Here is a 25,763-nt window from a genome sequence, read left to right as displayed (position 1 = left end):
ATAAAATAATATGAGTCATTTTTTATTTTTGTAAAAAATATAATATTAATGTCTAAAAATTTTTTGGAAACATTACCATATAATGACAAATAATTTATTACCCTTCAATTATAATAATAAAACAGAATTAGGAGGGGTAATATGGAACGTATAGAATATAGAACTTTAAAAAAATCAGATATGTTAAAGTTTAAAAAAACTACTGGTTTAAAACAAATATTTTTAGAATTATCTTATAAGGATTTATTAATTGATATTATAGGATTTATGACTGCTAGAGTTGTTTTATTTACTAATTTACTTCCTTTAAGTGTTGCATATTTTGGAGCAGCTTCTTATATAAAAGTAAATCGTATTTGGCTTTTTTTATTTATCACAGCAGGAGTATTAAGTATAAGAAATTTCGTTTCACCTATAAAATATATTAGTATTTTTATTCTTATTTCAATTATTTTGCATTTTATAGAATCTAAAGGATATAAAAAGACTACTATAGGACAAGCAATTATAAGCATGATATCTTCATTTTGTATAAGTATGTTTATTGCAGGTATAAATGGATTTGCTGGGTATTATATTATAGTTGCCATATTAGAAAGTATTTTAATATTTGGAGTTACTTATATATATAAAGATGCCATATCTTCTATTAAAGGAAATTTTAAAAGAACTACCCTAAGTATAGAGGAAATAATTAGTTTAATTTTATTATTTGGAGCAGCAACAGCAGGCATCATGGATTTTTCTATTTATGGAATTTATTTTAGAGAAGTTATTAGTATTTTTATTGTTTTATTATTTGGTTTTATAGGAGGACCTGCTATAGGAGGAACGATTGGCATTATTATAGGCAGCATTCTTACATTAATAGGAGTTAATTCAGCAACCTCTATTGGAATTTTTGGGATTTCTGGAATAATGGTAGGGTTATTTAAGGATATAGGTCGTATAGGAAGTGGCATTGGATTTTTATTATCTCATGTTGTAATAAATTTGTATTTAGAAGGAAGCATAATAACTTATGATTTTTTTAAAACTTTTATGGGAGCTTTGGTGATTTTAATTATATTACCTAAATCAGCTATTTTATTTTTCAAACAATTTATATCTTCCGAACCTAAAATAGAACAAGAAATATATTATAAAAGAATCAGGGACATTACCGCACAGCAATTAGAAAAGTTTTCAAATTCATTTTTAAAATTATCTAAAACCCTTACTAATCTTTCAGAGAAAAAAACAAGTTTAAATAAAAAAGATGTTTCTATGCTTATTGAAGATGTTGCTTCTAAAGTATGTAGTGATTGTGGACTTTGTTCCCATTGTTGGGAAATAGATTTTTATAATACATATCAGACTGTTTTTAGTATTTTATCTGCTGCAGAAAAAAAACCTAGAATAGATTTAAATGATATACCAAAGGATTTTTTGGGAAAATGTTTAAAAGTTGAGGAATTTGTAGATACCACTAATAGAATATTTGAATTATATAAATTAAATTTAATTTGGCATAATAGAATTATAGAAAGCAGAGAATTAGTTTGTGAACAACTACGAGGAGTTTCTTCTATTATTGGGAATTTAGCTACAGAAGTTTATGGACAAGTTTATTTTAAAGAAGATTTAGAAGAGATAATTAGAATAGAGTTAGATAAAGAAAAAATACCTGTTTGTGATGTTATTGTAATTCAAAATAAGCAAAAAAAATATGAAGTAACTATTATTCATAATTCTTGCAAGGGAAATAGGATTTGTTCTAGAAATATTTTACCTATAGTAAATAGGGTACTAGGGGTAAAAATGAAGATTGTAAATACTAGATGTTCTGCAGTTGTAAATAAAGACAAGTGTAAACTTAAGTTAATAGAAGAAGAAAAATATAGGGTTGTTACAGCAATTGCGAGGGAAGCAAAGGATTATAGTAATATATCAGGAGATAGTTATTCGTCTATAGAATTAAAAGATGGACAATTTTTATTAGCACTATCAGATGGGATGGGGACAGGTATTAAAGCTAGTGAAGAAAGTAGTGCTAGTATTGAACTTTTAGAAGAATTTATGGAATCGGGTTTTGATAAAGATACTGCTATTAAAATGATAAATTCTGTTTTAGTATTAAAATCAAATGAAGAATCTTTTTCGACACTTGATATGACCATTATTGATATGTATACAGGAATTGCAGAGTTTATAAAAATTGGAGCTGCTTGTACCTTTTTAAAAAGAGAAGATATGGTAGAAATTATAGGTTCTTCTTCTTTACCAGTAGGATTATTAAATAATGTAGATTTAGATATAACAAAAAGAAAGTTAAAAGATGGAGATATTATTATTATGGTTACAGATGGGATTATAGATTCTAAAAAAGATATTGTAGAGAAAGAAAAATGGTTTAAAAATATAATAAAAGGTATAGAAACTATACAACCACAATATATAGCAGATTATATTTTAAATACAGCAAAAGAAAATGAAGGACAAGAAATATCAGATGATATGACAGTTTTAGTTTGCAGAATATGGGAAAAATATTAATGATTTATTTGAATATATAGTGAATAAAAAGGGGAAACTTCTTAGATAGATAATATCTATGGAGGTTTTCTTATGAAATATTTTTCTAAAGATGAAATAGTTATAGTAGAAAATGATAAAAATGGGTGGTATCAAAAAGCAATTTTTATTTTAAACAAAGATTGTATTAATAAAAAGCCAAAAGATATTGTTGCAGAAGCAGAAAAAATTATACATAAGTATATGAAAAAGAATAAATTAAAGTATTATTCAAAAAAATATAAAAAAACAAAGGTGGATTTGATTTTAAATATATCTTTAATTTTAAGTATTGTATTATTTATTTATTGCATATCTAAAATTATATAGAAGGCAGTGTATAATATGCACTGCTTTTTTTAATAATTTTTTATTGTTTACTTGAATTTATAAATCATTTTAGGTATCATCTAAAATAGGGATTTTATTTTAAGAGAGGGTTAATATGCTGCATAAATTTTATAATACTATAAAAAAATATAATATGATTACAATGGGGGATAAAATAATAGTAGGAGTTTCAGGAGGGGCAGACTCAATGTGCCTTCTCCATCTTTTAAAAGAGTTATCAAATGAATTAGATTTTTCTATAACAGTAGTTCATGTTAATCATGGATTAAGAGGTAAGGATGCACAAGAAGATGCAGAATTTGTAGAAAATATATGTAAAGAGTGGGGGATTGCTTTTAATTTATATCATATTGATATAAAAAAAGAAGCTAAAAAAAGAAAATGTAGTGAAGAAGAAGCAGGAAGAATTTTACGATATGAGATTTTTGAAGAAGAAAGAAAAAAAGTTAATGGCAATAAAATAGCCATAGCTCATAATATGAATGATCAAGCAGAAACAGTTTTAATGCAATTATTTAGAGGAAGTGGTCTTAAAGGTTTAGGTGGGATTTCTCCTGTTAGAGGAAATATTATAAGACCTCTTTTAGAAATAACTAGGGAAGAGATTGAAGATTATTGTGTTAAAAATCATATAGAGTATAGGCATGATTACACTAATGATTTAAATATATATACACGAAATAAAATTAGAAATGAAATTATTCCTCTTATTAAAGAAAATATTAATCCTAATATTGTTAAGACCTTATATAATATGAGTACAATTATTAAAGAAGAAGATATATTTTTAGATAAAAAAGCAAAATCCCTATTAAAAGAAGCTATAGAAAAAGAAACAAAAAATTATTTAGTAATAAATAATATAAAATTTAATTCTTATGATGATGTAATTAAAAAAAGAATAATACGTATAATATTAGAAAAGTTAATAGGTAGTTTAAAAGATATAGCTTCAAAACATATTCTAGATATTATAGAATTAAGTAAAAAAGGAACAGGGAAAAAAATAAATCTTCCCAAAAAATTAGTAGTAAAAACTCAATATGATGAGTTAATATTTCAATTAGGAGAAACTAATATACAAAATTTTTTTTATAAAATAGATATTCCTTCTAGTTTATTTATAGAAGAAATAGGATTAACAATAGAAACAAAATTATTAAATAGAGAAAAATTTACATTATTTAATCAAGATGTCTATACTAAAAGTTTTGACTATGATAAAATAGAAGGCAGTTTATGCATTAGAACAAGAAAACCTGGAGATAGGATTATATTAAAAAATGGCAATAAAAAATTAAAAGATTTTTTTATTGATAGTAAAATTCCACGGGATGAAAGAGAAAAAATTCCCCTATTAGCAGATGGAAATAAGATTTTGTGGGTTATAGGATATAGATATAGTGATGCTTATAAAATTACTGCTAATACGAATAGAATTTTACAAGTAAAGGTATCAAAATAAATATAAAGTAAATGACATTGATAGAAAATAGGAGGACAAATATTATGAATCAACTAGAAGTATTGCTATCAGAAGAAGAAATTAAAAATCGAGTTAAAGAATTAGGGAAACAAATAACAAAGGATTATAAAGGAAAAGAATTATGCTTAATATGTGTTTTAAAGGGTGGAGTAATGTTTATGGTGGACCTTTCTAAGGAAATAGATATTCCTTTAGAAATGGATTTTATGGCGGTATCTAGTTATGGGAATCAAAAAACTAGCAGTGGAGTTGTAAAAATTATAAAAGATTTAGATGAACCTATAGAAAATAAACATGTTTTAATTGTAGAAGATATCAATATAAATTTAAAGTTTTTTTATTTATTTTTAAAAGGCAGGAAGGAGGAACATATTTGAAAAAGTATTTTAAAGGACTAAGTTTATATATGTTGATTTTTATTATAATTATATTGGCTGTAATTTTTAGTAGTAATGGTATACCAAGTAGTCCTGAAAGCCAAATTACTTATGATCAACTTATAAAAAGTCTTAGAAATCAAGAAGTAGAAAGATTAGATATTTATCCAAGTTCTGAAGGAACTGCAGAAATCAAGACAACTTTAAAAAGTGGAGATATAGTATCAATAACCGTTCCAAGCTCAGCTCAATTTATGGAAACATTAGATGAATTTATAGAAACTACAGAAATATATCCTCATGATATAGCAAGTCCTAACTGGTTTATACAACTTCTACCATCTCTTGTTATAATGGTTTTAGTAGTTGTAGTATTAATAGTTATTATGCAACAGGTACAAGGTGGCAGTGGTGGAAGTAGAGTTATGACTTTTGGGAAAAGTCGTGCTAAAAAAGTAATAGATACCAAGAAAAAAGTGACTTTTGATAATGTAGCGGGATTAGATGAAGAAAAAGAAGAATTAAGAGAAATAGTTGAATTTTTAAAACATCCTAGAAAGTTTGTTGAATTAGGGGCTAGAATTCCTAAAGGGGTACTTTTAGTAGGACCTCCTGGAACAGGTAAGACACTTCTTGCTAAAGCTGTAGCAGGAGAAGCTGGAGTTCCATTTTTTAGTATATCCGGTTCTGATTTTGTAGAAATGTTTGTAGGGGTAGGAGCATCTAGGGTAAGAGACCTTTTTGACCAAGCTAAAAAGAATTCTCCTTGTATTGTTTTTATTGACGAAATTGATGCTGTAGGAAGAAGACGTGGAGCAGGACTTGGCGGAGGTCATGATGAAAGAGAACAAACATTAAATCAACTATTAGTTGAAATGGATGGTTTTGGAGTAAACGAAGGAGTAATTGTAGTTGCAGCTACTAATAGAGCTGACATTTTAGACCCGGCTTTGCTTCGTCCAGGACGTTTTGATAGAAGAGTAGTGGTAGGAAGACCAGATGTAAAAGGAAGAGAAGAAATATTAAAAGTTCATGCAAAAGGAAAACCTTTAGAAGAAGATGTGGATTTAAAGGTAATAGCAAGAACGACTGCGGGATTTACAGGAGCAGATTTAGAAAATCTTCTTAATGAAGCAGCTTTGATTACAGCTAGGGAAAATAAGAGAGCTATTAATATGGAAAATATTCAAAAAGCTTTTGTAAAAGTTGGAATAGGAACAGAAAAGAAAAGTCGTGTAGTATCTGAAAAAGAAAAGAAGATTACTGCATATCATGAAGCAGGTCACGCTATTATACATCAGGTATTACCAGAATTAGATCCTGTGCATAGCATTTCAATTATTCCTACTGGTATGGCAGGAGGATATACTATGCCTCTTCCTGAAGAAGATAAAATGTATGTAACAAAAGGAAGAATGGAACAAGAAATAATAAGTTTACTTGGTGGAAGAGCAGCTGAAAGTATTATATTAGATGATATTACAACAGGAGCGTCTAATGATATAGAAAGAGCAACAGCCATTGCTAGAAATATGGTAACTAAATATGGTATGAGTTCTTTAGGACCAATACAATTTGGAAACGATAATGACGAAGTTTTTATAGGTAGAGACCTTGCTCACACAAGAAATTATGGAGAAGAAGTAGCAGGAGCTATAGATAAAGAAATAAGAAAAATTATAGATACTGCTTATGAAAAAGCTAAAAAGATTTTAGAAGACCATATGGATATACTTCATAAAACAGCACAACTTTTAATAGAAAAAGAAAAAATAGATGGAGCACAATTTGCTCAATTATTTGATAATACGGAAGAAGAAAAAAATGAACAAGATGAAAACAAAGACACTACAGTATAATCTGTAGTGTTTTTTATAGGAGGGAAGATATGAAATCAAAAGTTTTACAAATTTTAAAAGAAGAAGAAGGATATATATCAGGAGAAGAGATAAGTAGAGCTTTAGGAGTTTCAAGGACTGCTGTATGGAAAGTAATCTCTAGCTTAAAAAAAGAAGGATATGTAATAGAATCTAGTACTAATAAGGGATATTATCTTAAAGAAACTCCAGATTTATTAACAAAAGAAGAAGTTTCATATAATTTAAAAACAAAATACTTAGGAAAAGATATATATCATTATTATCAAATTGATTCAACTAATAAAGAGGCAAAAAAAATGGCAGTTAATGGGGCAAAAGAAGGTACTATTATTATATCGGAAGAACAAACCTTAGGAAAAGGAAGATTAGGTAGAGGTTGGATTTCCCCACCTAGACTTGGAATATGGATGTCTATTATACTTCGTCCTTTAGTTTCTCCTTTAGATGCATCTAAGATAACTATATTAGGTGGACTATCTGTTTGCAAAGCTATAGAAAAAGTAACAGGATTAGATGTTAAGATTAAATGGCCTAATGATATAGTTATAAATAAAAAGAAAGTATGTGGTATTTTAACAGAGATGAGTGCAGAGATGGAAAAAATAGATTATATAATTTTGGGTATTGGTGTAAATGTTAATAATGAAAATTTCCCAGAAGATTTAAAAGATAAGGCAAGTTCTTTGAAAATAGAAGGAAATAAAAAATATAATAGAAAAGAAATTGTACAAGAAATAATTATGCAATTTGAAAAATATTATGAAATTTTTATTAGAGATAAAAATTTAAATAAATTTTTAGAAGAATATAAAGATTATTGTTTAACTCTTAATAAAGATGTAAAAATAAATAGTAATAAGGAAAGTTTTGTAGGAAAAGCTATAGATATATCAGAAGAAGGAGAACTTATAGTACAAAAAGAAGATGGAGAAATTATAACTGTTTTTTCAGGCGAAGTATCTGTAAGAGGATTATATGGCTATATTTAGGAGGGGACATAATGAATAAAAAAGTTGTATTTGCAGCTTCTTATTATACACAAAAATATTATAGTAACCCAGAATTTGATGATATCCCAACGGCTATTAGAAATGAAATAAGAACTCTTTGTATTTCTTTAGCAGAAAAATTACATGGAATTTTTATTATAGGTTTCTATGAAAATGGAGAAATTTATTTTGAAGCAAGGGCAGAGGAAAGTGATTATGATTTTGATGAAATAGGAGTATCTTTAGAAATAAAAAGAATAGAAGAAGAAAAAAGTAAATTACTTAAAATGCTTAGATTATGGTATATAATGTATAAAACTGAAGAAGGACAAGCTATAAAAGAAGAAATTCTTAAAAAAGATAAACAATATTGAAATTTTAACTTTTTTTGATATAATTGAATTTGTAGCTGACATTCTTATAAATTGTAAGAAGTCGGACTACATAATTTTTTATAAGTAATACGTCTTGTATCCTTTTGGAACGAGAACGGAGGTGAAAAAATGAATAACACAGTATTAACAAGCAAAAGTTCTACAAAGAAATTGGTTATAACAGGGATGTTAATAGCCATTTCTATCCTACTTGATGCTACCCCTATCGGCACTATAAGACTTCCTTTAATTAGTGCAACTATTGCACATATTCCAACTATTATTGGAGGAATTCTAGGCGGACCTTTAGTAGGAGGAATTGTAGGATTATTTTTTGGACTTGCTAGGTTAATTAGAAATGTAACTCAACCTACAAGTATATTATCTTTTGCATTAATGAATCCTTTAGTATCAGTCATTCCAAGGATATTAGTAGGAATAGCTTCTTATTATTCATATTATGGTATTAAAAAATTTGCAGGGGAATATGTATCAATAATTGTAGGAGGAGCAGTAGGAAGTCTTACAAATACTGTATGTGTCTTAGGAATGATGTATATAATTTATGCAAAAGAGATTGTAGAAGCTTTTAGTAGTGCCGGGAAAGTAGGAACAGCAAAAACCATTTTATTTGGTATTGCTACAGCTAATGGAATTCCTGAGATGGTAGTATCAGTAATTTTATCAGTTATCATTGTAAAAGCATTAAAAAAAATATATAATATTTAGGGATTATAAGCAGACACTAAAATTAATGTGTCTGCTTTTATATATAAAGAAAGAGGGCAGGTAAAATGATACTAACTATTGATGTTGGAAATACTAATATTGTTTTAGGTGCTTATGAAAAAGATAAAATGATTGCTTATTGGAGAATGACCACAAGAGCTTATAGGTCTTCAGATGAACTAGGAATGTTTATATATGATTTACTAAAGCATAATGGAGTAGATATTAATGATATGGAACAAGTTGTAATAGCTTCTGTAGTTCCAGATATTATGTATTCTCTAGAACATGGTATTAGAAAGTATCTTAAAATCAACCCTTTAATTGTAGGACCAGGAGTAAAAACAGGAATTAACATAAGGGTAGATAATCCTAAAGAATTAGGTGCAGATAGAATTGTAAATGCAGTAGCAGCAATGTATTTATATGGAGGTCCTGCAATTATTATTGATTTTGGAACAGCCACTACTTTTGATGTAATTAGTGAAGATGGAGAGTATATAGGAGGAGTTATTGCTCCGGGAATAAATATTTCAGCTGAAGCTTTATGGCAAAGAGCAGCTAAGTTACCGAAAGTAGAAATACAAAAACCAAAAAGAGTAGTAGGTAAAAATACCATAGACAGCATACAATCTGGTTTAGTATATGGATATGTAGGGCAGGTAGATTATATAGTTAGAAGAATTAAAAAAGAAATAAAAGCTCCTAATGCAAGGGTTATTGCTACTGGAGGATTAGCCAAAGTAATTGCTCCAGAATCAAAAACAATAGAAGAAGTAAATGGATTTTTAACCCTACAAGGACTTAAAATTATTTATGAGAAGAATAAGTAGGAGGATTTTATGAAAATTAAAGACTTAATAATTAATAATCCCGTTTGCTTAGCTCCTATGGCGGGAGTTACAGATTTACCCTTTAGGCTTCTTTGTAAAGAAATGGGATGTGGATTAGTATATACAGAAATGGTTAGTGCAAAAGGACTTTTATATAACAATCAAAAAACAGAAATGTTAATGACAGTAGATAAAAAAGAACATCCCATAGCAGTACAATTATTTGGTTCAGACCCTAATATTTTAGGAGAAATGGCAAAGAAAATAGAAGATAGTGATATAGATATTATAGATATAAATATGGGATGTCCTGCTCCTAAAATCACAAAAAATGGAGAAGGGTCTGCTCTTATGAAAAATCCAAAATTGGTAGGAGAAATAGTAAAGAAAGTTTCATCAGCTGTTAAAAAGCCAGTTACAATAAAAATTAGAAAAGGTTTTGATGATAGTAGTATTACAGCTTTAGAAATTGCAAAGATAGCTGAAGAAAATGGAGCAGCAGCTATAGCAATACATGGAAGAACAAGAGAACAATTCTATAGTGGAAAAGCAGACTGGGATATAATTAGACAAGTAAAAGAAGCAGTAACAATTCCCGTTATTGGAAATGGAGATATATTTAAACCAGAAGATGCAAAAAAAATGCTAGATGAAACAAAATGTGATGGTATTATGGTGGGGCGAGGAGCTCAAGGAAACCCATGGATTTTTAAAAGAATTAATCATTATCTAAAAACAGGAGAAATTTTAGAAGAACCTACTCCAGAGGAAAAAATAGAAATGGCTCTTAGACATGCTAAGATGCTTATAGAATTTAAAGGAGAATATATTGGTATAAGAGAAATGAGAAAACATGTATCATGGTATACTAAAGGATTAGTAAGGGCAGGAGTTTTAAGAAATAAAGTTAATGAAGCTAAAAATTATGAAGAATTAGAACATCTTTTGAAAGATTATTTAGAAAAATATAGAAACATAGATTAATATTTCATCTTATTCCATAAAGCATATTTTTTTATGCCTTCTCATACAATCATATAAAGAATAAAGGGAGGGATAAGGTGAAAAAATATGCTTATTTAAAATGGGCAAATAATATTTATGATGTAAAATATAAATACAATTGGATTAAAAAAATGCCTCTTTTTTTAAGAGATAAATATATTTTAAAAAATTGCCCTTTAAATATAGAAGAAGTATCAATATTAGGAGTAGATGGTTTTAAAGTGGTATTACCCATTTTATTACAAGATATAGAAAAGAAGTCTAGAAAATATGTGCAAGAAATTATTGATAAAACCATGGAAATTTTGGAGGAAAATAGTGTCAGAATTATAATTCCACCAAAAGAAAAGTCGAATATATATTCATATTCTATTCCAATAGCAAAAGGGGAAATAATCTTTCCTTTATTTATTTATCAAGTAATTTTAAAATCTTTAAAAATTATAAATAAACCTTTAAAAACAGTAGAAATAGCCATATTAGATGGGAAAAATAAAAATACAGATTTAATTTTAGATATAGTGTATCCTCATGTAAATTATTTAAGTATAATAAGTGATGATGTAGAAAGATTTAAAATTAAAGCTAAAAAAATATATGAAGATGTCGGATTAAATTTACAACTTTTATCATATAATAATAGGACAGCTTTAAAAAACACTAATGTTATCATTGATTGTATGGATAATACACATACTTATTTTTATTATGCTATGAGAGAAGTAATATATTTTTATATGGGGACTAATAAAGAAGTAGTAAAAAATATACTTTTAAAAAGGCCTGATATAAAAGTAATAGATGATATAATATTGTCAATTAAAAACAAAAAAATTACTACTGACCTTTGTGAGATGTTGTGGTTTATTTCAAAACCATGGTTTAATAGATTATTATCAAAAAAATATACCCAAGAAGATATAAAAAAAATTACTAAAGAAATAAAAAAAGATGGATGGGAAGTAAAATCTTTATGTCAATATGGTAATATTATACATTGACAAATCATGATATTGACAAGATATTCTAGTTACGTTATAATCCTAAGGATATAAAAAGTGCTGCTTAGAAATCGTATATTATACAAATTTAATTAACTGTTAGTAGAAGGGGAGTTGCTTTATGGCAGAGAAAAAGGTAGTTTTGACCTATGAAGGTTTAAAAAAATTAGAAGATGAGCTTCAACAATTAAAAACAGTTCGCAGGAAGGAAGTTGCAGAAAAAATTAAAGAAGCAAGAGCCCAAGGAGACCTTTCTGAAAATGCGGAATATGATGCAGCTAAAGAAGAACAGGGAGAAATAGAAACAAGAATTGTGGAATTAGAAAAAATTCTTCGCAATGCCCAAGTAATAGATGAGGATGAAGTAGGAGTAGACGTAATAAATCTTGGTTGCCGAGTGAAGATTTTAGATATAGAGTTAAATGAAGAATTAGATTATGCTATAGTAGGGTCTACAGAAGCAGACCCAACAGAAGGGAAGATATCTAATGAATCTCCAGTAGGAGCGGCACTCCTAGGTCATAAAGTTGGAGATACAGTTGAGGTTGAAGTGCCTGATGGAAAACTTGAATTTAAAATACTTGAAATATATAGATAAAAAACCGAGGAGGAAATAAAATGGCTGATGAAAATGAAGTTCGCATAGGAACAGAAGAAGATATTAATGAACTTTTAAAAATTAGAAGAGAAAAACTTAATGAGCTTCAAGAAAAAGGTAAAGACCCCTTTAAGTTAGTAAAATATGATGTAACTCATCATAGTAATGAAATTCATGATAACTTTGAAAAAATGGAAGGACAATTTGTTTCTGTAGCAGGTCGTATGATGTCTAAAAGAATTATGGGGAAAGCGTCTTTTTGCGATATACAAGATCGCGAAGGGAAAATACAAGCTTATGTTAGAAAAGATAGCATAGGTGAAGAAAATTACGATGAATTTAAACGTTTTGATATAGGGGATATTATAGGAGTTAAGGGAGAAGTATTTAAAACTAGAAAGGGAGAAATATCTATTAAAGTTAAAGAAGTAACTCTCCTTTCTAAAAGTCTTCAAATACTTCCAGAAAAGTGGCATGGATTAAAAGATACAGACCTTAGATATCGTCAAAGATATTTAGATTTAATAGTTAATCCAGAAGTTAAAGATACTTTTATAAAAAGAAGCGCTATTATTAAAGAAATAAGAAAGTTCTTAGATGATAGAGGATATTTAGAAGTAGAAACCCCTGTACTTCATACAATTCCTGGAGGAGCTGCTGCAAGACCTTTTATTACCCATCATAATACCCTTGATATGGACATGTATATGAGAATAGCCCTAGAACTTCATTTAAAACGTCTGATTGTAGGAGGAATGGAAAGGGTATATGAAATAGGTCGAGTATTTAGAAACGAAGGAATGTCTATTAGACATAATCCAGAATTTACTCTTCTAGAATTATATGAAGCATATACAGATTACCATGGAATGATGGATTTAGCAGAAAATTTAATTCGTACTGTGGCAAAGAATGTATTAGGAACAGCTAAAGTTACTTATGGTGATTATGAAATAGATTTAGAAAAACCCTTTGAAAGACTTACCATGTTAGATGCAGTAAAAAAATATGCAAATGTTGATTTTAATGAAATAAATACTTTAGAAGAAGCTAGAGAAATTGCTAAAAAGCATAATATAGAATATGAAGAACATCATCAAAAAGGAGATATCTTAAACTTATTTTTTGAAGAATATGCAGAGAAAAATCTTATACAACCTACATTTATTATGGATCATCCAGTAGAAATTTCTCCTTTAGCTAAAAGAAAGCCAGATAACCCCGATTATACAGAAAGATTTGAATTATTTATAACAGCAAGAGAATTTGCAAATGCCTTTTCTGAACTTAATGACCCTATTGATCAAAGAAGTAGATTTGAACATCAAGAAGCATTAAGAGCAGCAGGGGATGAAGAAGCTAATATGATAGATGAAGACTTCTTATTAGCTTTAGAATATGGTATGCCTCCAACAGGAGGATTAGGAATAGGGATAGATAGACTTGTAATGCTTTTAACTAACTCTTATTCCATAAGAGATGTATTGCTTTTCCCAACAATGAAACCTAGAGATTAAGTAAAAAATGCTAAATAAAAGATTGCTTTTATTTAGCATTTTTTATTATTTTTTCATAAATATATAAAGATAATTTTATTGTATTAAAATTAATTATACATATAATAAATATAGTTTAAATATGTCGAATAATTTTTTTTAATATGGTATAATAAGGCTTAATGGTAATAACAGAATTGGAGGATACAATAGATGAACTTTAATAAAAGGGCTAGAATATGTATAGTTTTATTTTGCATAATTTTAAGTCTTGTAGGATGTAATAATAAAACGAAAGAAAGTGAAAATACAAAAAATGAGGAAACTACAAAAGTTTATGCTACTTCTTTTGAAAATTATATGGAACAACCTGAGATAAATTATTCAACTTTTTTAGAGCCTAAGAAAATAAAAGCAATTTATGTATCAGGCTGGATAGCAGGAAGTTCTAAATATATGGATAAATTAATAGAGATTGCAAATACTACAGAAATTAATGCTATGGTTATAGACGTAAAAAATGATGAAGGATTATTAACCTTTAAAGCAGATGTTCCATTAGCTAAAGAAATAGGAGCAACTGATAATGTAGGTATTAGAGATATTAACGAATTAATGTATAAATTAAAAGAAAATAATATTTTTCCTATTGCTCGTATAGTGGTATTTAAAGACCCACTTTTGCCAGAAAAAAGACCAGATTTAGCTATTAAAAATAAAGATGGAAGTATATTTAGAGCTAAAAAAACTGCCTGGGTAAATCCTTATAATAAAGAATCATGGGAATATATTATAGATATAGCAAAGGAAGCAGCAAGAGTAGGATTTAAAGAAATCCAATTTGACTATATAAGATTTGACACTTCTGCTGGTATGAGTTCTGTAGATTTAGGGCCTTTAGCAGAAGAAAAAAGTAAAACAGAGATTATAGCAGAATTTACAGAATATGCAGCTAAGGAGTTAAAACCTTTAGGAGTATTTGTATCTGCTGATGTTTTTGGTACAATTATTACAAGTAAAATAGATGCAGATCTTATAGGACAAGATTATGTAGAAATGGCAAGACATCTAGATTATATTTGTCCTATGATTTATCCATCCCATTATGCTGATGGCTCTTTTGGTATAAAATATCCAGACCTTCAACCCTATGAAACAATTTTAGCTGCTCTTAAAGCTTCTAATGAAAAACTTTCACAACTTCCAGAGGAAGAAAGACCAATAGTTAGACCCTGGCTTCAAGATTTTACAGCAAATTGGATTGATCATTATCAAGTATATGGAGAAAAACAAGTTAGAGAACAAATACAAGCTACTTATGATGCAGGATTAGAAGAATGGCTTTTATGGAGTCCTTCTAATATTTATTCTGTAGGAGCATTAGAGCCTGAAAATAATTAGGTGCAAAACGCACCTTTTATTATTAAAATATTAAATTTATTGTAAAAATTTTATATAAAAATTATAAAATTAATTTAAGTGGCTATATATTGTGGTATAATAATAGATGGTAAAAAGAGAACTATATAAGAAAATAAAAGATTTTAAATAAAAATAATATATGAATATGATTTAGAAAGGAGAGATTAATATTTGATTGATGAGGAAAAGATAAAGCTTATGACTAAATTAGCTATTTATGAAAAAAATTATGGAACTGAAGATAAAAAAATTAATAAATATTATAAATCTGATTATATTTATATAAAAAATTGGTGGACAAGGATATCCGTATTAATTGTTAGTCTTTTAATAGTAGGGTTAATTTTATTTCATAAAATGTTTGTAGAAAAAATAGATATTTTTAGTATAGATTATAAAACTTATGGGATAGGTCTAGGAAGCATTATTATAGTTCTACTTATATTTTATTCTATTTTATCTAAAAGTATTTATGAAAAAAAATATATGGAAGCTGAAAAAAGAATAAAAAGATATTTAAATATATTAAATCAACTAGAGGAACATGCCCCTTTAAAGAAACAAGAGGAGGTTAAAAGAAAAACTTATGAATCAAATTTATCAAATAAGAGAAATGATGATTGGCTTTTATAAAAAAAATGAAAAACTTATAATGCCTGTGTTAAAATTTATAGTTGCCTTAATAATTTTTAATTGTATAAGTAAGATGGGTTATGCTTCAGTTATGACCAAACTTCCCATAGGAATTTTATTTAGTATTATTGCTACTATTATTTCAGCTCAGTGGTTTTTTCTACTTATTATTTTTATGATAACTACTCATTTAATATTTGTTTCTGTTGGAGCTGCTATATTAGTTTTTGTATTTTCCATTATCATTTATCTTTTATATATTAGATTATTTCCAAAGAAAAGTTTGCTTATATTAGCAGTATTATTAGGATTTAATTTTAAAATTCCTTATGTAGTTCCTTTATTTGCAGGATTGTTTATGGGGATTTCTAGCATTATTCCTATTGCTTTTGGTACATTGATATGGTATTTTATTCCTCATATTTATGTACTTATTGATATGAAATCCAAAGAAACTATGGATATAATCAGTGAATTAACTAAAATGTATATATCTACAATTAAGTGGATTACCGATGATGAAACAGTTATAACTACAGTGATTATTTTTGCTGTGGTGATAATAGCAGTATATTATATTAGTAGAATGTCTTTTGATTATTCTTGGTATATAGCTATAGTATTAGGAGCAGTGATTAATATAATTGGATTTTTAACGGGAATATTAAGTGTAAATATAGATATAGATGCTTTAGCAATGGCATTATCAACGATTTTTTCTATGTTTCTGATGTTTATAATTCAGTTTTTCCATAGAGTAGTAGACTATTCTAGAGCTGAAAAAGTGCAATTTGAAGATGAAGAAAATTATTACTATGTAAAAGTTATTCCTAAAATAATTGTAGAAAAACCTAGAAGAGAAATAAAAAGAATTGTAGAAGATACAAAAAAAGAGTAGCTAATTTAGTTACTCTTTTTTTATAAATAATTTAATATTTGAGCATTTAAAAACTTTATTTCATTATTTTATAACCAATAATATTAATAATAGTAATTCCATAAAATAAAAAAGAAATTTATTGCCTTTAAATCATTAATATGATATTTTATTCATAATATTTATTTGCGATGAATTTTATAGTGAATTTATTAAAGATAATAATTGAACGATATAATAATAAAAGGTAATTATAGTTATCTTAATTTTGAAGATTAGGAGTAGGTTATGGATAAAAACATAAAATATTTTGAGAATATCTGGATTGACCCTCCAATAGATAGGATACTTTATAGATTAGGTTATAAAAAAAATAAAACTAGATTAGATGAAAATCAAATGGCAAATATTGAAGAAATAATTTGGGAAGGGGTAAGTTTTTGCCATCCTAGGGGAGCTTTTTTAATTCTTCCCATAACAAAAAAAACTAAAAATAGTGTTACCATAGGGAAACATTTAATAGAAAGCAAAAGTTTAGCAGAGCTTTTAAAAGACAGCAAGGAAGTAGTTTTAGCAGCTTCTACTATAGGTATGGAAATAATAGATAAAATACAAGATGAAATTAAAAAGGAAAATTCCATAAAAGCTGTAATTTTTGATTCTACAGCTTCTCAAGTAGCCGATAAAACCGTAGCTTGGATTATGGATTTTGTTAATAAAAGTTTAGAAAAAGAAGCAAAAAAAATAACTTCCTTTAGATATAGCCCAGGTTATGGGGATTTAGGATTAGAATATCAAAAGATATTTTTTGAAGAATTACAGTTAGAAAAAATAGGAATGAAGTTAACAAAAACCTATATGATGGTACCAGAAAAATCAGTAACAGCTATATGTGGGATAGAAGATGTACGAAAGGATGAATAAAATGGATAAAACACAATTTTATAAAATTCTTAAAGAAAAAATAGTTATTTTAGATGGAGCTACAGGAACAGAACTACAGAACAAAGGAATGCCTAAAGGAGCTTGTCCAGAACAATGGATATTAGAAAATCCCAATGCTATAATAGATATTCAAAAATCTTATGTAGAAGCAGGGTCAATGATAGTATATGCTCCTACCTTTGGAGCAAATAGATGGAAACTTAAATCCTTTGGTTTAGAAGAAAAGGTAAGAGAAATAAATATAGAATTAGTAAAACTGTCAAAAAAAGCTGTTGGAGATAAAGCATTAGTAGCAGGGAATCTATCCCCTACAGGAGAATTTATAAAGCCTTTTGGAGAAAAATCTTTTGAAGAAGCAGTAGAGGTATATAAAGAACAAGTAAATGCTCTTTTAGAAGGAGGAGTAGATTTATTTATAATAGAAACAATGATAGATATTCAAGAAGCAAGGGCAGCTCTTTTAGCAGTAAAAGAGAGTACTAATTTACCTGTTATGGTGAGTATGACCTTCCAAGAAGAAGAAAAAACCCTAACAGGAACGGACCCTATAACAGCAGTAATTACCCTAGAATCCCTTGGAGCAGATGCCATTGGATGCAATTGTTCAACAGGACCTAAGGATATGATTCCTATTGCAGAAAAAATGAAGAAAGTTTCCTCTGTGCCAATATTTGTAAAACCCAATGCAGGATTGCCAATAGTAAAAGATGGGAAACTATTCTATGATTTAGGAGCCAAAGAATTTTCAGAATATCTAGACAAATTTGCCCGAATAGGAGTCAATCTTATAGGAGGATGTTGTGGAACAAATTCAGAATACATAAAACTTTTAAGCGAAAAAGCTAAAAAATATACTCCAAAAATCTGGAAAGAAAAAAGAGAAAGTGCAGTTAGTTCAGTTAGAAAAACTGTTTTTATAGGAGAAAAAACTCCCTTACAAATAGTTGGAGAAAGAATTAACCCCACAGGAAAGAAAAAACTTCAACAAGAACTACTAGAAGGAAAACTATCAGAGGTAAGGCGTTTTGCCATAGAACAGCAAAAAAAAGGTGCTAGCATGTTAGATGTTAATGTAGGAATGCATGGAATTAATGAAAAAGAAATTATGATTAAAGTTATAGAAAATCTATCAACTTTTAGTGAACTTCCTTTATGTATAGATTCTTCTAATCCAGAAGTGATAGAAGAAGCTCTTAGAATTTATCCAGGTCGTGCCCTTATAAATTCCATATCAGGAGAAGAAAAAAAGTTGAAAAAATTATTACCCATTGCTGCTAAATATGGAGCTATGTTTATTGCATTGCCACTAGATGATAAAGAAGTACCAAGCACAGCGAAAGGAAGAATAGCTATTATTGATAAAATATTAAAAGAAGCAAAAAAAGTAGGATGCAATAAAGAAGATATGGTAGTTGATGGATTAGTTATGACAGTATCTTCTGATAATAAAGCACCTATAGAAACATTAAAAGTGATAGAATATGCTTCGAAAAAATTAAAAGTTTCAACTATCATAGGACTTTCTAATATATCTTTTGGACTTCCTGAGAGAAAATGGCTAAATTCAGGATTTTTAATGATGGCTATGGCAAAAGGACTTAATATGGCTATAGCCAATCCTAGCAGTGAAAATCTAATGGAATTAAAGATGGCAGGAGATGTATTAATAGGAAGAGATGAAAATTGTAAAAATTACATATCTTATTTTGGAAATGTTAAAAATGAAAATATATATTCTAAAGAGAAAGAAGAAAATACTAGAGATAAAATTTATAATTCTGTTTTAAAAGGGGAAAAAGAAGAAATTATAGAATTTATAAAAGATGCTCTTGATGAAGGAATACAACCTTTTGATATAGTAGATGAAATCTTAATTCCTGCAATTAATAAAGTAGGAGATTTATACGACAAAAAAGAATATTTTCTGCCACAGTTAATATTAAGTGCAGAGGCCATGAAAAAAGGTTTTGATTATCTTGAACCTTTACTTCTTAAAAAAGATAATAACAAAACAAAAGAAAAAGTAGTAATTGCAACGGTTAAAGGAGATATACATGATATAGGGAAAAATATAGTAGGTCTTATGTTAAAAAATTATGGTTTTGAAGTAATAGATTTAGGGAAAGATGTACCTACAGACGATATAATTAATAAAGCAAAAGAAAGTAATGCTCCAATAATAGGATTATCAGCACTTATGACTACTACCATGGTAGAAATGAAAAATGTAATAGAAAAAGCTAAAAAAGAAAATCTAACAGTTAAATTTATGATTGGAGGAGCAGTAATAACTAAAGAATATGCTAAAGAAATAGGAGCAGATGGATACGCTTCTGATGCTATAGAAGCAGTAAGATTGGCACAAGAGTTTGTAGGAAATAATAAATAGGAAAAAATTTAGCAAAATTTCAGGAAACATGTTATAATTAAAATAAGATTATAATAAAGAGGAGAATAGGGTTGAACTCTTTTGGCGATTTTCTTTCACAATTAAAATTATCAATTACTAGCATTCCAAATATAAGAATTGTAGATATTATAGACATACTTATTGTGGCATATCTTATATATAAAATAATTACATGGATTAAAGACACTAGAGCTTGGGCACTTTTTAAAGGACTTTTTGTCATTTTTTCAGTAGCCATAATAGCATATGTTTTTAAATTAAATACAGTTTGGTGGATATTATCTAATACCATATCTGTAGGAATTATAGCTGTGTTTGTTGTGTTTCAGCCAGAATTTAGAAGAGCCTTGGAACAATTAGGTAGAGGAAATTTATTTTCATCTTTTATGGTTTTTGATGATCAAAAGGAAAAAGATGAAAATATTTCTCAAAGTTCTATGGAAGCTATTATAAAGGCTGTTGATCATATGGCAAAATGTAAAACAGGAGCTCTTATTGTAATAGAAAGGGATATAAAACTAGGAGAGTATGAAAGAACAGGAATAAAAATAGATGCTGTAATAACTTCTCAATTGCTTATTAATATATTTGAACATAATACACCTTTGCATGATGGTGCCGTAATTATTAAAAATAATAGAATAGCTTCAGCAACTTGCTACCTTCCTTTGACAGATAGTTTAGAAATAAGTAAAGATTTAGGAACTAGGCATAGGGCAGCTTTGGGATTAAGTGAAGTTTCTGATGCTGTTATAATTGTAGTATCAGAAGAAACAGGGTTTATATCTATAGTACAATCTGGCAATCTTACAAGAAATGTAAATGGGGATTTTATTCGAAAGATACTTATGAATAAACAAAACAAAAAAATAGAAAAGAAAAAACTGGTATTATGGAAGGGCAGACACAAACATGAATGAGTTTTTTGGGAAAAATATACAATGGAAAATTTTATCAATTATTTTAGCCATAAGTTTATGGCTTGTAGTAATTAATATTGAAAATCCAGAAGAAACTATGACATTTACTATACCAGTAACCCTTGAAAATATAGAAGAAATAACTTCAAGATATAATTTAGTTATATCTAATATGGAAGAAATAGAAAATAAAACTATTAGTGTTAGTATAAGAGGGAAGAGATTAACATTAGAAGAATTAAAAGATAATAAGAGGTATTTAGATGTTATCACTGCTACAGCAGATTTAGAATTATTTAGATATACTAGTGCGGACCAAGTCAATAAAATACCTATAGTTGTATCGTTTTCTGATGATTATAAAGGAGTAATTTTTGAGGAAAGAAATCAAATTAGATATTTAGATGTAGTTTTAGAAGAAATAAAAACTGTATCAAAACCTATACAAGTAGACACTATAGGGGCAGCTAAAGATGGATATGTTATTTTAGAATCTACAGTTAATCCTAGTGAAATAACTATAACTGGAGCAGAATCCCTTATAAATAGTATAGATTCTGTTAAAGTAGAAGTAGATGTAACAAATATTTCAACAGACAAAAAAGAATATAATATTGAGCCTAAAATATATGATTCAGAAGGAAAAGAAATTTCAAACCTTGAAAAAAATATTGAGGGTGTAGAAGTAGATATCAGTGTAGGTAAAAAAAGAATAGTATCTTTACAACCTAAAATAGAGGGGAGTTATGCTGAAGGATATGTTTTAACAGGAATAAAGATAGAACCAGAAGAAATAACTGTTGTAGGAAGTGAAGAAGTAGTAGATGATTTAAATCAAGTAGAGCTTTCAACGATTATATTTGAAGATTTAGATACGACCACTACATTTAAACCAGATATTATTCTTCCATCAGGAGTTATAAGATGGGATGATACATCAACAAAGGTCTCTGTAACTATAGAAGTAAAAAAAGAAATAGTAAAAGAATTTAAAATACCAACATCTAGATTAACCATAAGTACAAAAATGCAATTTAGATATATCACAGATGAAGTAACCTTATATATTCAAGGAATAGAAGACGAAGTAAATAAAATTACTGAAAATATGATTGTAGGAAGCATTGATGTTTTAGATTATGATGAAGGTAAATATACAGTTCCAGTAGAATTTAGTATCCCAAAAGGGTTTAAACAAGTAGGAGAAACTCCTATGGTTGAAATTGAACTAATAAATTCTGAAGATCAAAAAGAAGATGAAGAAGTTTTATCTGAATATGAAGAAAATAATAATGAAAATAGCGAAGAGAATAAAGAAGAAGAGATTATAGATAACAAAGAAGAGGAGTGAAAAATCACTCCTTTTTTTGTGTACAATTTATATTTAAAAGCATATATATAAAATATAAATATTATACCACATTCAAAACATGTATATACCAATATTAAAAGATGTATAGTTTTTTTCGTATATTTATTGTTTACATATTAACATAGTGTTATAATGAGTGAGGATGTTCATAGAATATTATACATATTTAGAATAAAATCGAAAGGAGATTAAGATGGGAAGACTATTCGGAACAGATGGAGTAAGAGGAGTAGCCAATGCAGAATTAACTGTTGAGTTAGCATTTAAATTAGGGCAGGCAGGCGCATATATTCTTACAAAAGAAACAAATCATCAGCCTAGAATTTTAGTTGGAAGAGATACTAGAATATCAGGTAGTATGTTAGAAGCTGCTTTAGTGGCAGGGATTTGTTCAGTCGGAGCAAAAGCTATAAAAATAGGAGTAGTACCTACTCCAGCAGTAGCATATCTTACAAGAAAGTATAAGGCTGATGCAGGAGTTGTTATTTCTGCTTCCCACAATCCAGTAAAATATAATGGCATTAAATTTTTTAATAGTGAAGGATATAAACTTAAAGATGAACTAGAAGAAGAAATAGAAGCAATTATATTAGATAATAAAGAAAAATTGCCTACTCCTATAGGTAATGAAATAGGAAGTATTATAGAAGATAATAAAGCTTTAGATGATTATATAGAATTTTTAAAATCAAGTATTGAGGTTGATTTAAAAGGTCTTAAAATTGCATTAGATTGTGCTAATGGAGCAGCTTACATGGCAGGACCTAAAGTATTAGAAGAACTAGGAGCAGAACTTATAATAATAAACAATGAACCTAATGGTTGTAATATAAATGAAAATTGTGGTTCTACTCATATGGAGAATTTACAAGAAACAGTAAAAAAACATAAAGCAGACTTAGGAATTGCCTTTGATGGAGATGCTGATAGATGCCTAGCAGTAGATGAAAAAGGGAATTTAGTAAATGGAGATCAGATAATGGCAATCTGTGGTCTTCAAATGAAAAAAGAAAATGCATTAAAAGACAATACAATAGTTGCAACCGTTATGAGCAACTTAGGATTTTTTATAATGGGCGAAAAAAATGGAATAAGTATAGAGAAAACAAAGGTTGGAGATAGATATGTTCTAGAAGAAATGTTAAAAGGAAATTATAAATTAGGAGGAGAGCAGTCAGGACATATAATATTTCTTGACTATAATACAACAGGAGATGGAATACTGACAGCTTTAAAACTCTTATCAGTAATTAAAAAAACAGGTAAAAACCTTTCAGAGTTAGCTTCTGTCATGGAAGTACTACCTCAAGTTTTAGTTAATGCTAAAGTTCCTAATGAAAAGAAAAATAGCTATTTAGAAAATGAAAAAATAAAAAATGCTATAAAAGATTTAGAAGAAAAATTTAAAGGAGAAGGGAGAGTTCTAATTCGTCCTTCAGGAACAGAACCTTTAGTTAGAGTTATGATAGAAGGAAAAGATGAAAAGATATTAAAAGAAGAAGCTCAAAAATTAGCAGAGCTTATAAAAATAGAATTAAATAAATAATTAAAATATGAGAGGAGAATTAATATGTGTGGAATAGTAGGATATATAGGAGAAAAGCAAGCTTTAAAAATATTAATAGATGGATTAAAAAAATTAGAATATAGAGGATATGATTCAGCAGGTGTAGCTGTATATAATGGAGCAGGTATAGACATTAAAAAGACTAAAGGAAGACTTAAAGATCTTGAAGAAAAACTAGAAGGGCAAGAAGTTTTAGGGACAATTGGAATAGGGCATACAAGATGGGCTACCCATGGGGCACCATCAGATCAAAATGCCCATCCTCATCCAAATAGTAATCAAACCATTACAATAGTTCATAATGGAATCATAGAAAATTATCTAGAAATAAAAGAAGAATTAATAAATAAAGGTTATAAATTTTCATCAGAAACAGACACAGAAGTAATAGTACATCTTATAGATTCTTATTATAATAATGACCCAGTAGATGCTGTAATTAAGGCTATGGATAAATTAGAAGGGTCCTATGCTTTAGGAGTTTTATTTAAAGATCATCCAGATCAGTTAATAGCAGCAAGAAAAGACAGCCCACTTGTTGTAGGATTAGGAAAAGGAGAAAACTTTATTGCTTCAGACATACCAGCAATTTTACAATATACAAGAGATGTATATTTATTAGAAGATGAAGAAATAGTTATTTTAACAAAAGACGATGTAAAAATTTTAAATAAAGAAAAAGAAGAGATAAATAGAGAAATATTTAAAGTAACTTGGGATGTGGCAGCTGCAGAAAAAGGTGGATATGAACACTTTATGATAAAAGAAATCTTTGAACAACCAAAGGTAGTAAAAGATACCCTAATGCCACGTCTTCCAGAAAATCAAAACAAGGTTGTATTAGATAATATTAAACTTTCTAAAAAAGAGTTAGAAAATATAAATAAAATATATATTATAGGCTGTGGAACAGCGTATTATGCAGGACTTATAGGAAAATATCTTCTAGAAAGAATAGCAAGAATTCCAGTAGTAGCAGAAGTAGCTTCAGAATTTAGATATAGAGACCCAGTATTAGACGATAAAACCCTTATGATAGTGCTTTCACAATCAGGAGAAACAGCAGATACCTTAGCAGCCCTTAGATTAGCTAAAAAAGCAGGGTCAAGAGTACTAGGTATAGTTAATGTAGTAGGAAGTTCAATAGCAAGAGAAGCAGATGATGTATTATATACATGGGCAGGACCAGAAATAGCTGTAGCATCTACTAAAGCTTATTCAGCTCAATTAGCTTGCATGTATCTATTAACAACGCATATAGCTTTAGAAATGGGAAAAATAACAGAAGATAGATTTAAAGAACTAAGAGAAGAACTATATAAACTTCCAGAAAAAGTAGATGTAGTACTTAAACAATCAGAAAAGATTAAAAAATTAGCCGAAGATTATATAAATTCCAAAAATGTATTTTGTGTTGGTAGAGGGCTGGATTACATGGTATCTATGGAAGGTTCCCTTAAACTTAAAGAAGTAGCTTATGTTCATAGTGAACCTTATGCTGCTGGAGAACTAAAACACGGACCAATAGCCCTTATAGAAGATGTAAGCTTAGTTATAGGAATACTAACACAAGAAAGCTTATACGAAAAAACAATAAGTAATTTAAAAGAAATTAAAGCAAGAGGCGGAAAAGTCCTAGCAATAACCTTAGAAGGAAATACAGAAATAGAAAAAACAGCAGACGAAGTAATCTATATTCCAGAAACCCCATGGATATTTACATCCCTACTTGCAAATATCCCTCAACAACTTTTTGCATACTACATGGCAACAGCCCTAGGCCATGATGTAGATAAACCACGAAACCTAGCAAAATCCGTAACAGTGGAATAGATTATAAATTTAAATTAAAAATAAATGTATAATTCAAATAAAGTTCACTCCATTAAAATAAAGTTCGCTCCATAAAAATAAAGTTCATTCCATAATCCCGTAGTAAATGCAG

20 protein-coding genes and 2 pseudogenes are annotated in these 25,763 nt (G+C 28.3%); all 22 read left to right on the top strand.

Annotation, left to right across the window (positions count from 1 at the left end; translation table 11 throughout):
• Positions 1-141 precede the first annotated feature (141 nt).
• The 22 genes and pseudogenes from spoIIE (at position 142) to glmS (ending at position 25,651) form a co-directional block, all read left to right on the top strand.
• Entirely contained in the window at positions 142-2,535 is a 2,394-nt protein-coding gene (gene spoIIE, locus OM90_RS08700) for a stage II sporulation protein E (RefSeq protein WP_058486503.1), read from the top strand.
• A 72-nt stretch (positions 2,536-2,607) separates the two neighbouring features.
• Positions 2,608-2,883, top strand: a complete 276-nt coding sequence (locus OM90_RS08695; protein ID WP_058486502.1) for a DUF927 domain-containing protein — start codon at positions 2,608-2,610, stop codon at positions 2,881-2,883.
• 115 nt (positions 2,884-2,998) lie between these two features.
• Positions 2,999-4,369: a tRNA lysidine(34) synthetase TilS gene (gene tilS, locus OM90_RS08690; protein WP_058486501.1), complete on the top strand. Its 1,371-nt coding sequence runs from the start codon at positions 2,999-3,001 to the stop codon at positions 4,367-4,369.
• Between the two features lie 44 nt (positions 4,370-4,413).
• Positions 4,414-4,707, top strand: a pseudogene (locus OM90_RS08685) (phosphoribosyltransferase); the annotation flags it as partial.
• An 89-nt stretch (positions 4,708-4,796) separates the two neighbouring features.
• A complete protein-coding gene (gene ftsH / locus OM90_RS08680; RefSeq protein ID WP_058486523.1) occupies positions 4,797-6,626 on the top strand; it encodes an ATP-dependent zinc metalloprotease FtsH in 1,830 nt (609 codons plus the stop codon).
• A 29-nt stretch (positions 6,627-6,655) separates the two neighbouring features.
• Entirely contained in the window at positions 6,656-7,636 is a 981-nt protein-coding gene (locus OM90_RS08675) for a biotin--[acetyl-CoA-carboxylase] ligase (protein ID WP_058486500.1), read from the top strand.
• Between the two features lie 11 nt (positions 7,637-7,647).
• Positions 7,648-8,010 (top strand): DUF6145 family protein, encoded by a 363-nt coding sequence (locus OM90_RS08670; RefSeq protein WP_058486499.1) that lies wholly within the window; start codon positions 7,648-7,650, stop codon positions 8,008-8,010.
• 129 nt (positions 8,011-8,139) lie between these two features.
• Positions 8,140-8,739 (top strand): ECF transporter S component, encoded by a 600-nt coding sequence (locus OM90_RS08665; RefSeq protein ID WP_058486498.1) that lies wholly within the window; start codon positions 8,140-8,142, stop codon positions 8,737-8,739.
• Between the two features lie 65 nt (positions 8,740-8,804).
• Entirely contained in the window at positions 8,805-9,572 is a 768-nt protein-coding gene (locus tag OM90_RS13005) for a type III pantothenate kinase (protein WP_058486497.1), read from the top strand.
• Positions 9,573-9,581: 9 nt separating this feature from the next.
• Positions 9,582-10,556: a tRNA dihydrouridine synthase DusB gene (gene dusB, locus OM90_RS13000; protein WP_058486496.1), complete on the top strand. Its 975-nt coding sequence runs from the start codon at positions 9,582-9,584 to the stop codon at positions 10,554-10,556.
• A gap of 77 nt (positions 10,557-10,633) precedes the next feature.
• The gene (locus tag OM90_RS08650) at positions 10,634-11,578 is read left to right on the top strand and encodes a hypothetical protein (RefSeq protein ID WP_058486495.1); all 945 of its coding nucleotides are present in this window, start codon (positions 10,634-10,636) and stop codon (positions 11,576-11,578) included.
• A gap of 121 nt (positions 11,579-11,699) precedes the next feature.
• Positions 11,700-12,176, top strand: a complete 477-nt coding sequence (gene greA / locus OM90_RS08645; protein WP_058486494.1) for a transcription elongation factor GreA — start codon at positions 11,700-11,702, stop codon at positions 12,174-12,176.
• Between the two features lie 20 nt (positions 12,177-12,196).
• Positions 12,197-13,681: pseudogene (gene lysS / locus OM90_RS08640) on the top strand (lysine--tRNA ligase); the annotation flags it as partial.
• 204 nt (positions 13,682-13,885) lie between these two features.
• The gene (locus OM90_RS08635) at positions 13,886-15,073 is read left to right on the top strand and encodes a putative glycoside hydrolase (RefSeq protein ID WP_058486492.1); all 1,188 of its coding nucleotides are present in this window, start codon (positions 13,886-13,888) and stop codon (positions 15,071-15,073) included.
• A 192-nt stretch (positions 15,074-15,265) separates the two neighbouring features.
• Positions 15,266-15,727 carry a hypothetical protein gene (locus OM90_RS08630; protein WP_058486491.1) on the top strand — a complete coding sequence of 154 codons (462 nt, stop codon included), beginning with the start codon at positions 15,266-15,268 and terminating at the stop codon, positions 15,725-15,727.
• The gene (locus OM90_RS08625) at positions 15,681-16,625 is read left to right on the top strand and encodes a hypothetical protein (protein ID WP_058486490.1); all 945 of its coding nucleotides are present in this window, start codon (positions 15,681-15,683) and stop codon (positions 16,623-16,625) included. Before OM90_RS08630 ends, OM90_RS08625 begins: the two co-directional genes overlap by 47 nt.
• 267 nt (positions 16,626-16,892) lie before the next feature.
• Positions 16,893-17,528: a vitamin B12 dependent-methionine synthase activation domain-containing protein gene (locus OM90_RS08620; RefSeq protein WP_058486489.1), complete on the top strand. Its 636-nt coding sequence runs from the start codon at positions 16,893-16,895 to the stop codon at positions 17,526-17,528.
• A gap of 1 nt (position 17,529) precedes the next feature.
• Positions 17,530-19,938 (top strand): homocysteine S-methyltransferase family protein, encoded by a 2,409-nt coding sequence (locus OM90_RS08615; RefSeq protein ID WP_058486488.1) that lies wholly within the window; start codon positions 17,530-17,532, stop codon positions 19,936-19,938.
• Positions 19,939-20,009: 71 nt separating this feature from the next.
• Positions 20,010-20,879 (top strand): diadenylate cyclase CdaA, encoded by an 870-nt coding sequence (gene cdaA, locus OM90_RS08610; protein ID WP_058486487.1) that lies wholly within the window; start codon positions 20,010-20,012, stop codon positions 20,877-20,879.
• A complete protein-coding gene (locus OM90_RS08605) occupies positions 20,872-22,230 on the top strand; it encodes a CdaR family protein (protein ID WP_058486486.1) in 1,359 nt (452 codons plus the stop codon). Before cdaA ends, OM90_RS08605 begins: the two co-directional genes overlap by 8 nt.
• A gap of 214 nt (positions 22,231-22,444) precedes the next feature.
• Positions 22,445-23,797, top strand: coding sequence for a phosphoglucosamine mutase (gene glmM / locus OM90_RS08600; protein WP_058486485.1), 1,353 nt, complete (start codon positions 22,445-22,447; stop codon positions 23,795-23,797).
• Between the two features lie 24 nt (positions 23,798-23,821).
• Complete coding sequence (gene glmS / locus OM90_RS08595; RefSeq protein WP_058486484.1) at positions 23,822-25,651, top strand: glutamine--fructose-6-phosphate transaminase (isomerizing); 1,830 nt, start codon at positions 23,822-23,824, stop codon at positions 25,649-25,651.
• The last annotated feature ends 112 nt before the right edge of the window (positions 25,652-25,763 follow it).

The sequence above is a fragment of the Defluviitalea phaphyphila genome (genome assembly GCF_001466305.1).
Taxonomy (GTDB): Bacteria; Bacillota; Clostridia; order Lachnospirales; family Defluviitaleaceae; genus Defluviitalea_A; species Defluviitalea_A phaphyphila.
Note: the sequence above shows the minus strand (reverse complement) of the source record. Positions and strands in the feature narration are given on the sequence as shown.

Excerpts from the sequence above, each read along its gene's own strand:
- spoIIE (WP_058486503.1), top strand. The coding sequence starts at position 142 with ATGGAACGTATAGAATATAGAACTTTAAAAAAATCAGATATGTTAAAG.
- OM90_RS08695 (WP_058486502.1), top strand. The coding sequence starts at position 2,608 with ATGAAATATTTTTCTAAAGATGAAATAGTTATAGTAGAAAATGATAAA.
- tilS (WP_058486501.1), top strand. The coding sequence starts at position 2,999 with ATGCTGCATAAATTTTATAATACTATAAAAAAATATAATATGATTACA.
- ftsH (WP_058486523.1), top strand. The coding sequence starts at position 4,797 with ATGTTGATTTTTATTATAATTATATTGGCTGTAATTTTTAGTAGTAAT.
- OM90_RS08675 (WP_058486500.1), top strand. The coding sequence starts at position 6,656 with ATGAAATCAAAAGTTTTACAAATTTTAAAAGAAGAAGAAGGATATATA.
- OM90_RS08670 (WP_058486499.1), top strand. The coding sequence starts at position 7,648 with ATGAATAAAAAAGTTGTATTTGCAGCTTCTTATTATACACAAAAATAT.
- OM90_RS08665 (WP_058486498.1), top strand. The coding sequence starts at position 8,140 with ATGAATAACACAGTATTAACAAGCAAAAGTTCTACAAAGAAATTGGTT.
- OM90_RS13005 (WP_058486497.1), top strand. The coding sequence starts at position 8,805 with ATGATACTAACTATTGATGTTGGAAATACTAATATTGTTTTAGGTGCT.
- dusB (WP_058486496.1), top strand. The coding sequence starts at position 9,582 with ATGAAAATTAAAGACTTAATAATTAATAATCCCGTTTGCTTAGCTCCT.
- greA (WP_058486494.1), top strand. The coding sequence starts at position 11,700 with ATGGCAGAGAAAAAGGTAGTTTTGACCTATGAAGGTTTAAAAAAATTA.
- OM90_RS08635 (WP_058486492.1), top strand. The coding sequence starts at position 13,886 with ATGAACTTTAATAAAAGGGCTAGAATATGTATAGTTTTATTTTGCATA.
- OM90_RS08625 (WP_058486490.1), top strand. The coding sequence starts at position 15,681 with ATGAATCAAATTTATCAAATAAGAGAAATGATGATTGGCTTTTATAAA.
- OM90_RS08620 (WP_058486489.1), top strand. The coding sequence starts at position 16,893 with ATGGATAAAAACATAAAATATTTTGAGAATATCTGGATTGACCCTCCA.
- OM90_RS08615 (WP_058486488.1), top strand. The coding sequence starts at position 17,530 with ATGGATAAAACACAATTTTATAAAATTCTTAAAGAAAAAATAGTTATT.
- OM90_RS08605 (WP_058486486.1), top strand. The coding sequence starts at position 20,872 with ATGAATGAGTTTTTTGGGAAAAATATACAATGGAAAATTTTATCAATT.
- glmM (WP_058486485.1), top strand. The coding sequence starts at position 22,445 with ATGGGAAGACTATTCGGAACAGATGGAGTAAGAGGAGTAGCCAATGCA.
- glmS (WP_058486484.1), top strand. The coding sequence starts at position 23,822 with ATGTGTGGAATAGTAGGATATATAGGAGAAAAGCAAGCTTTAAAAATA.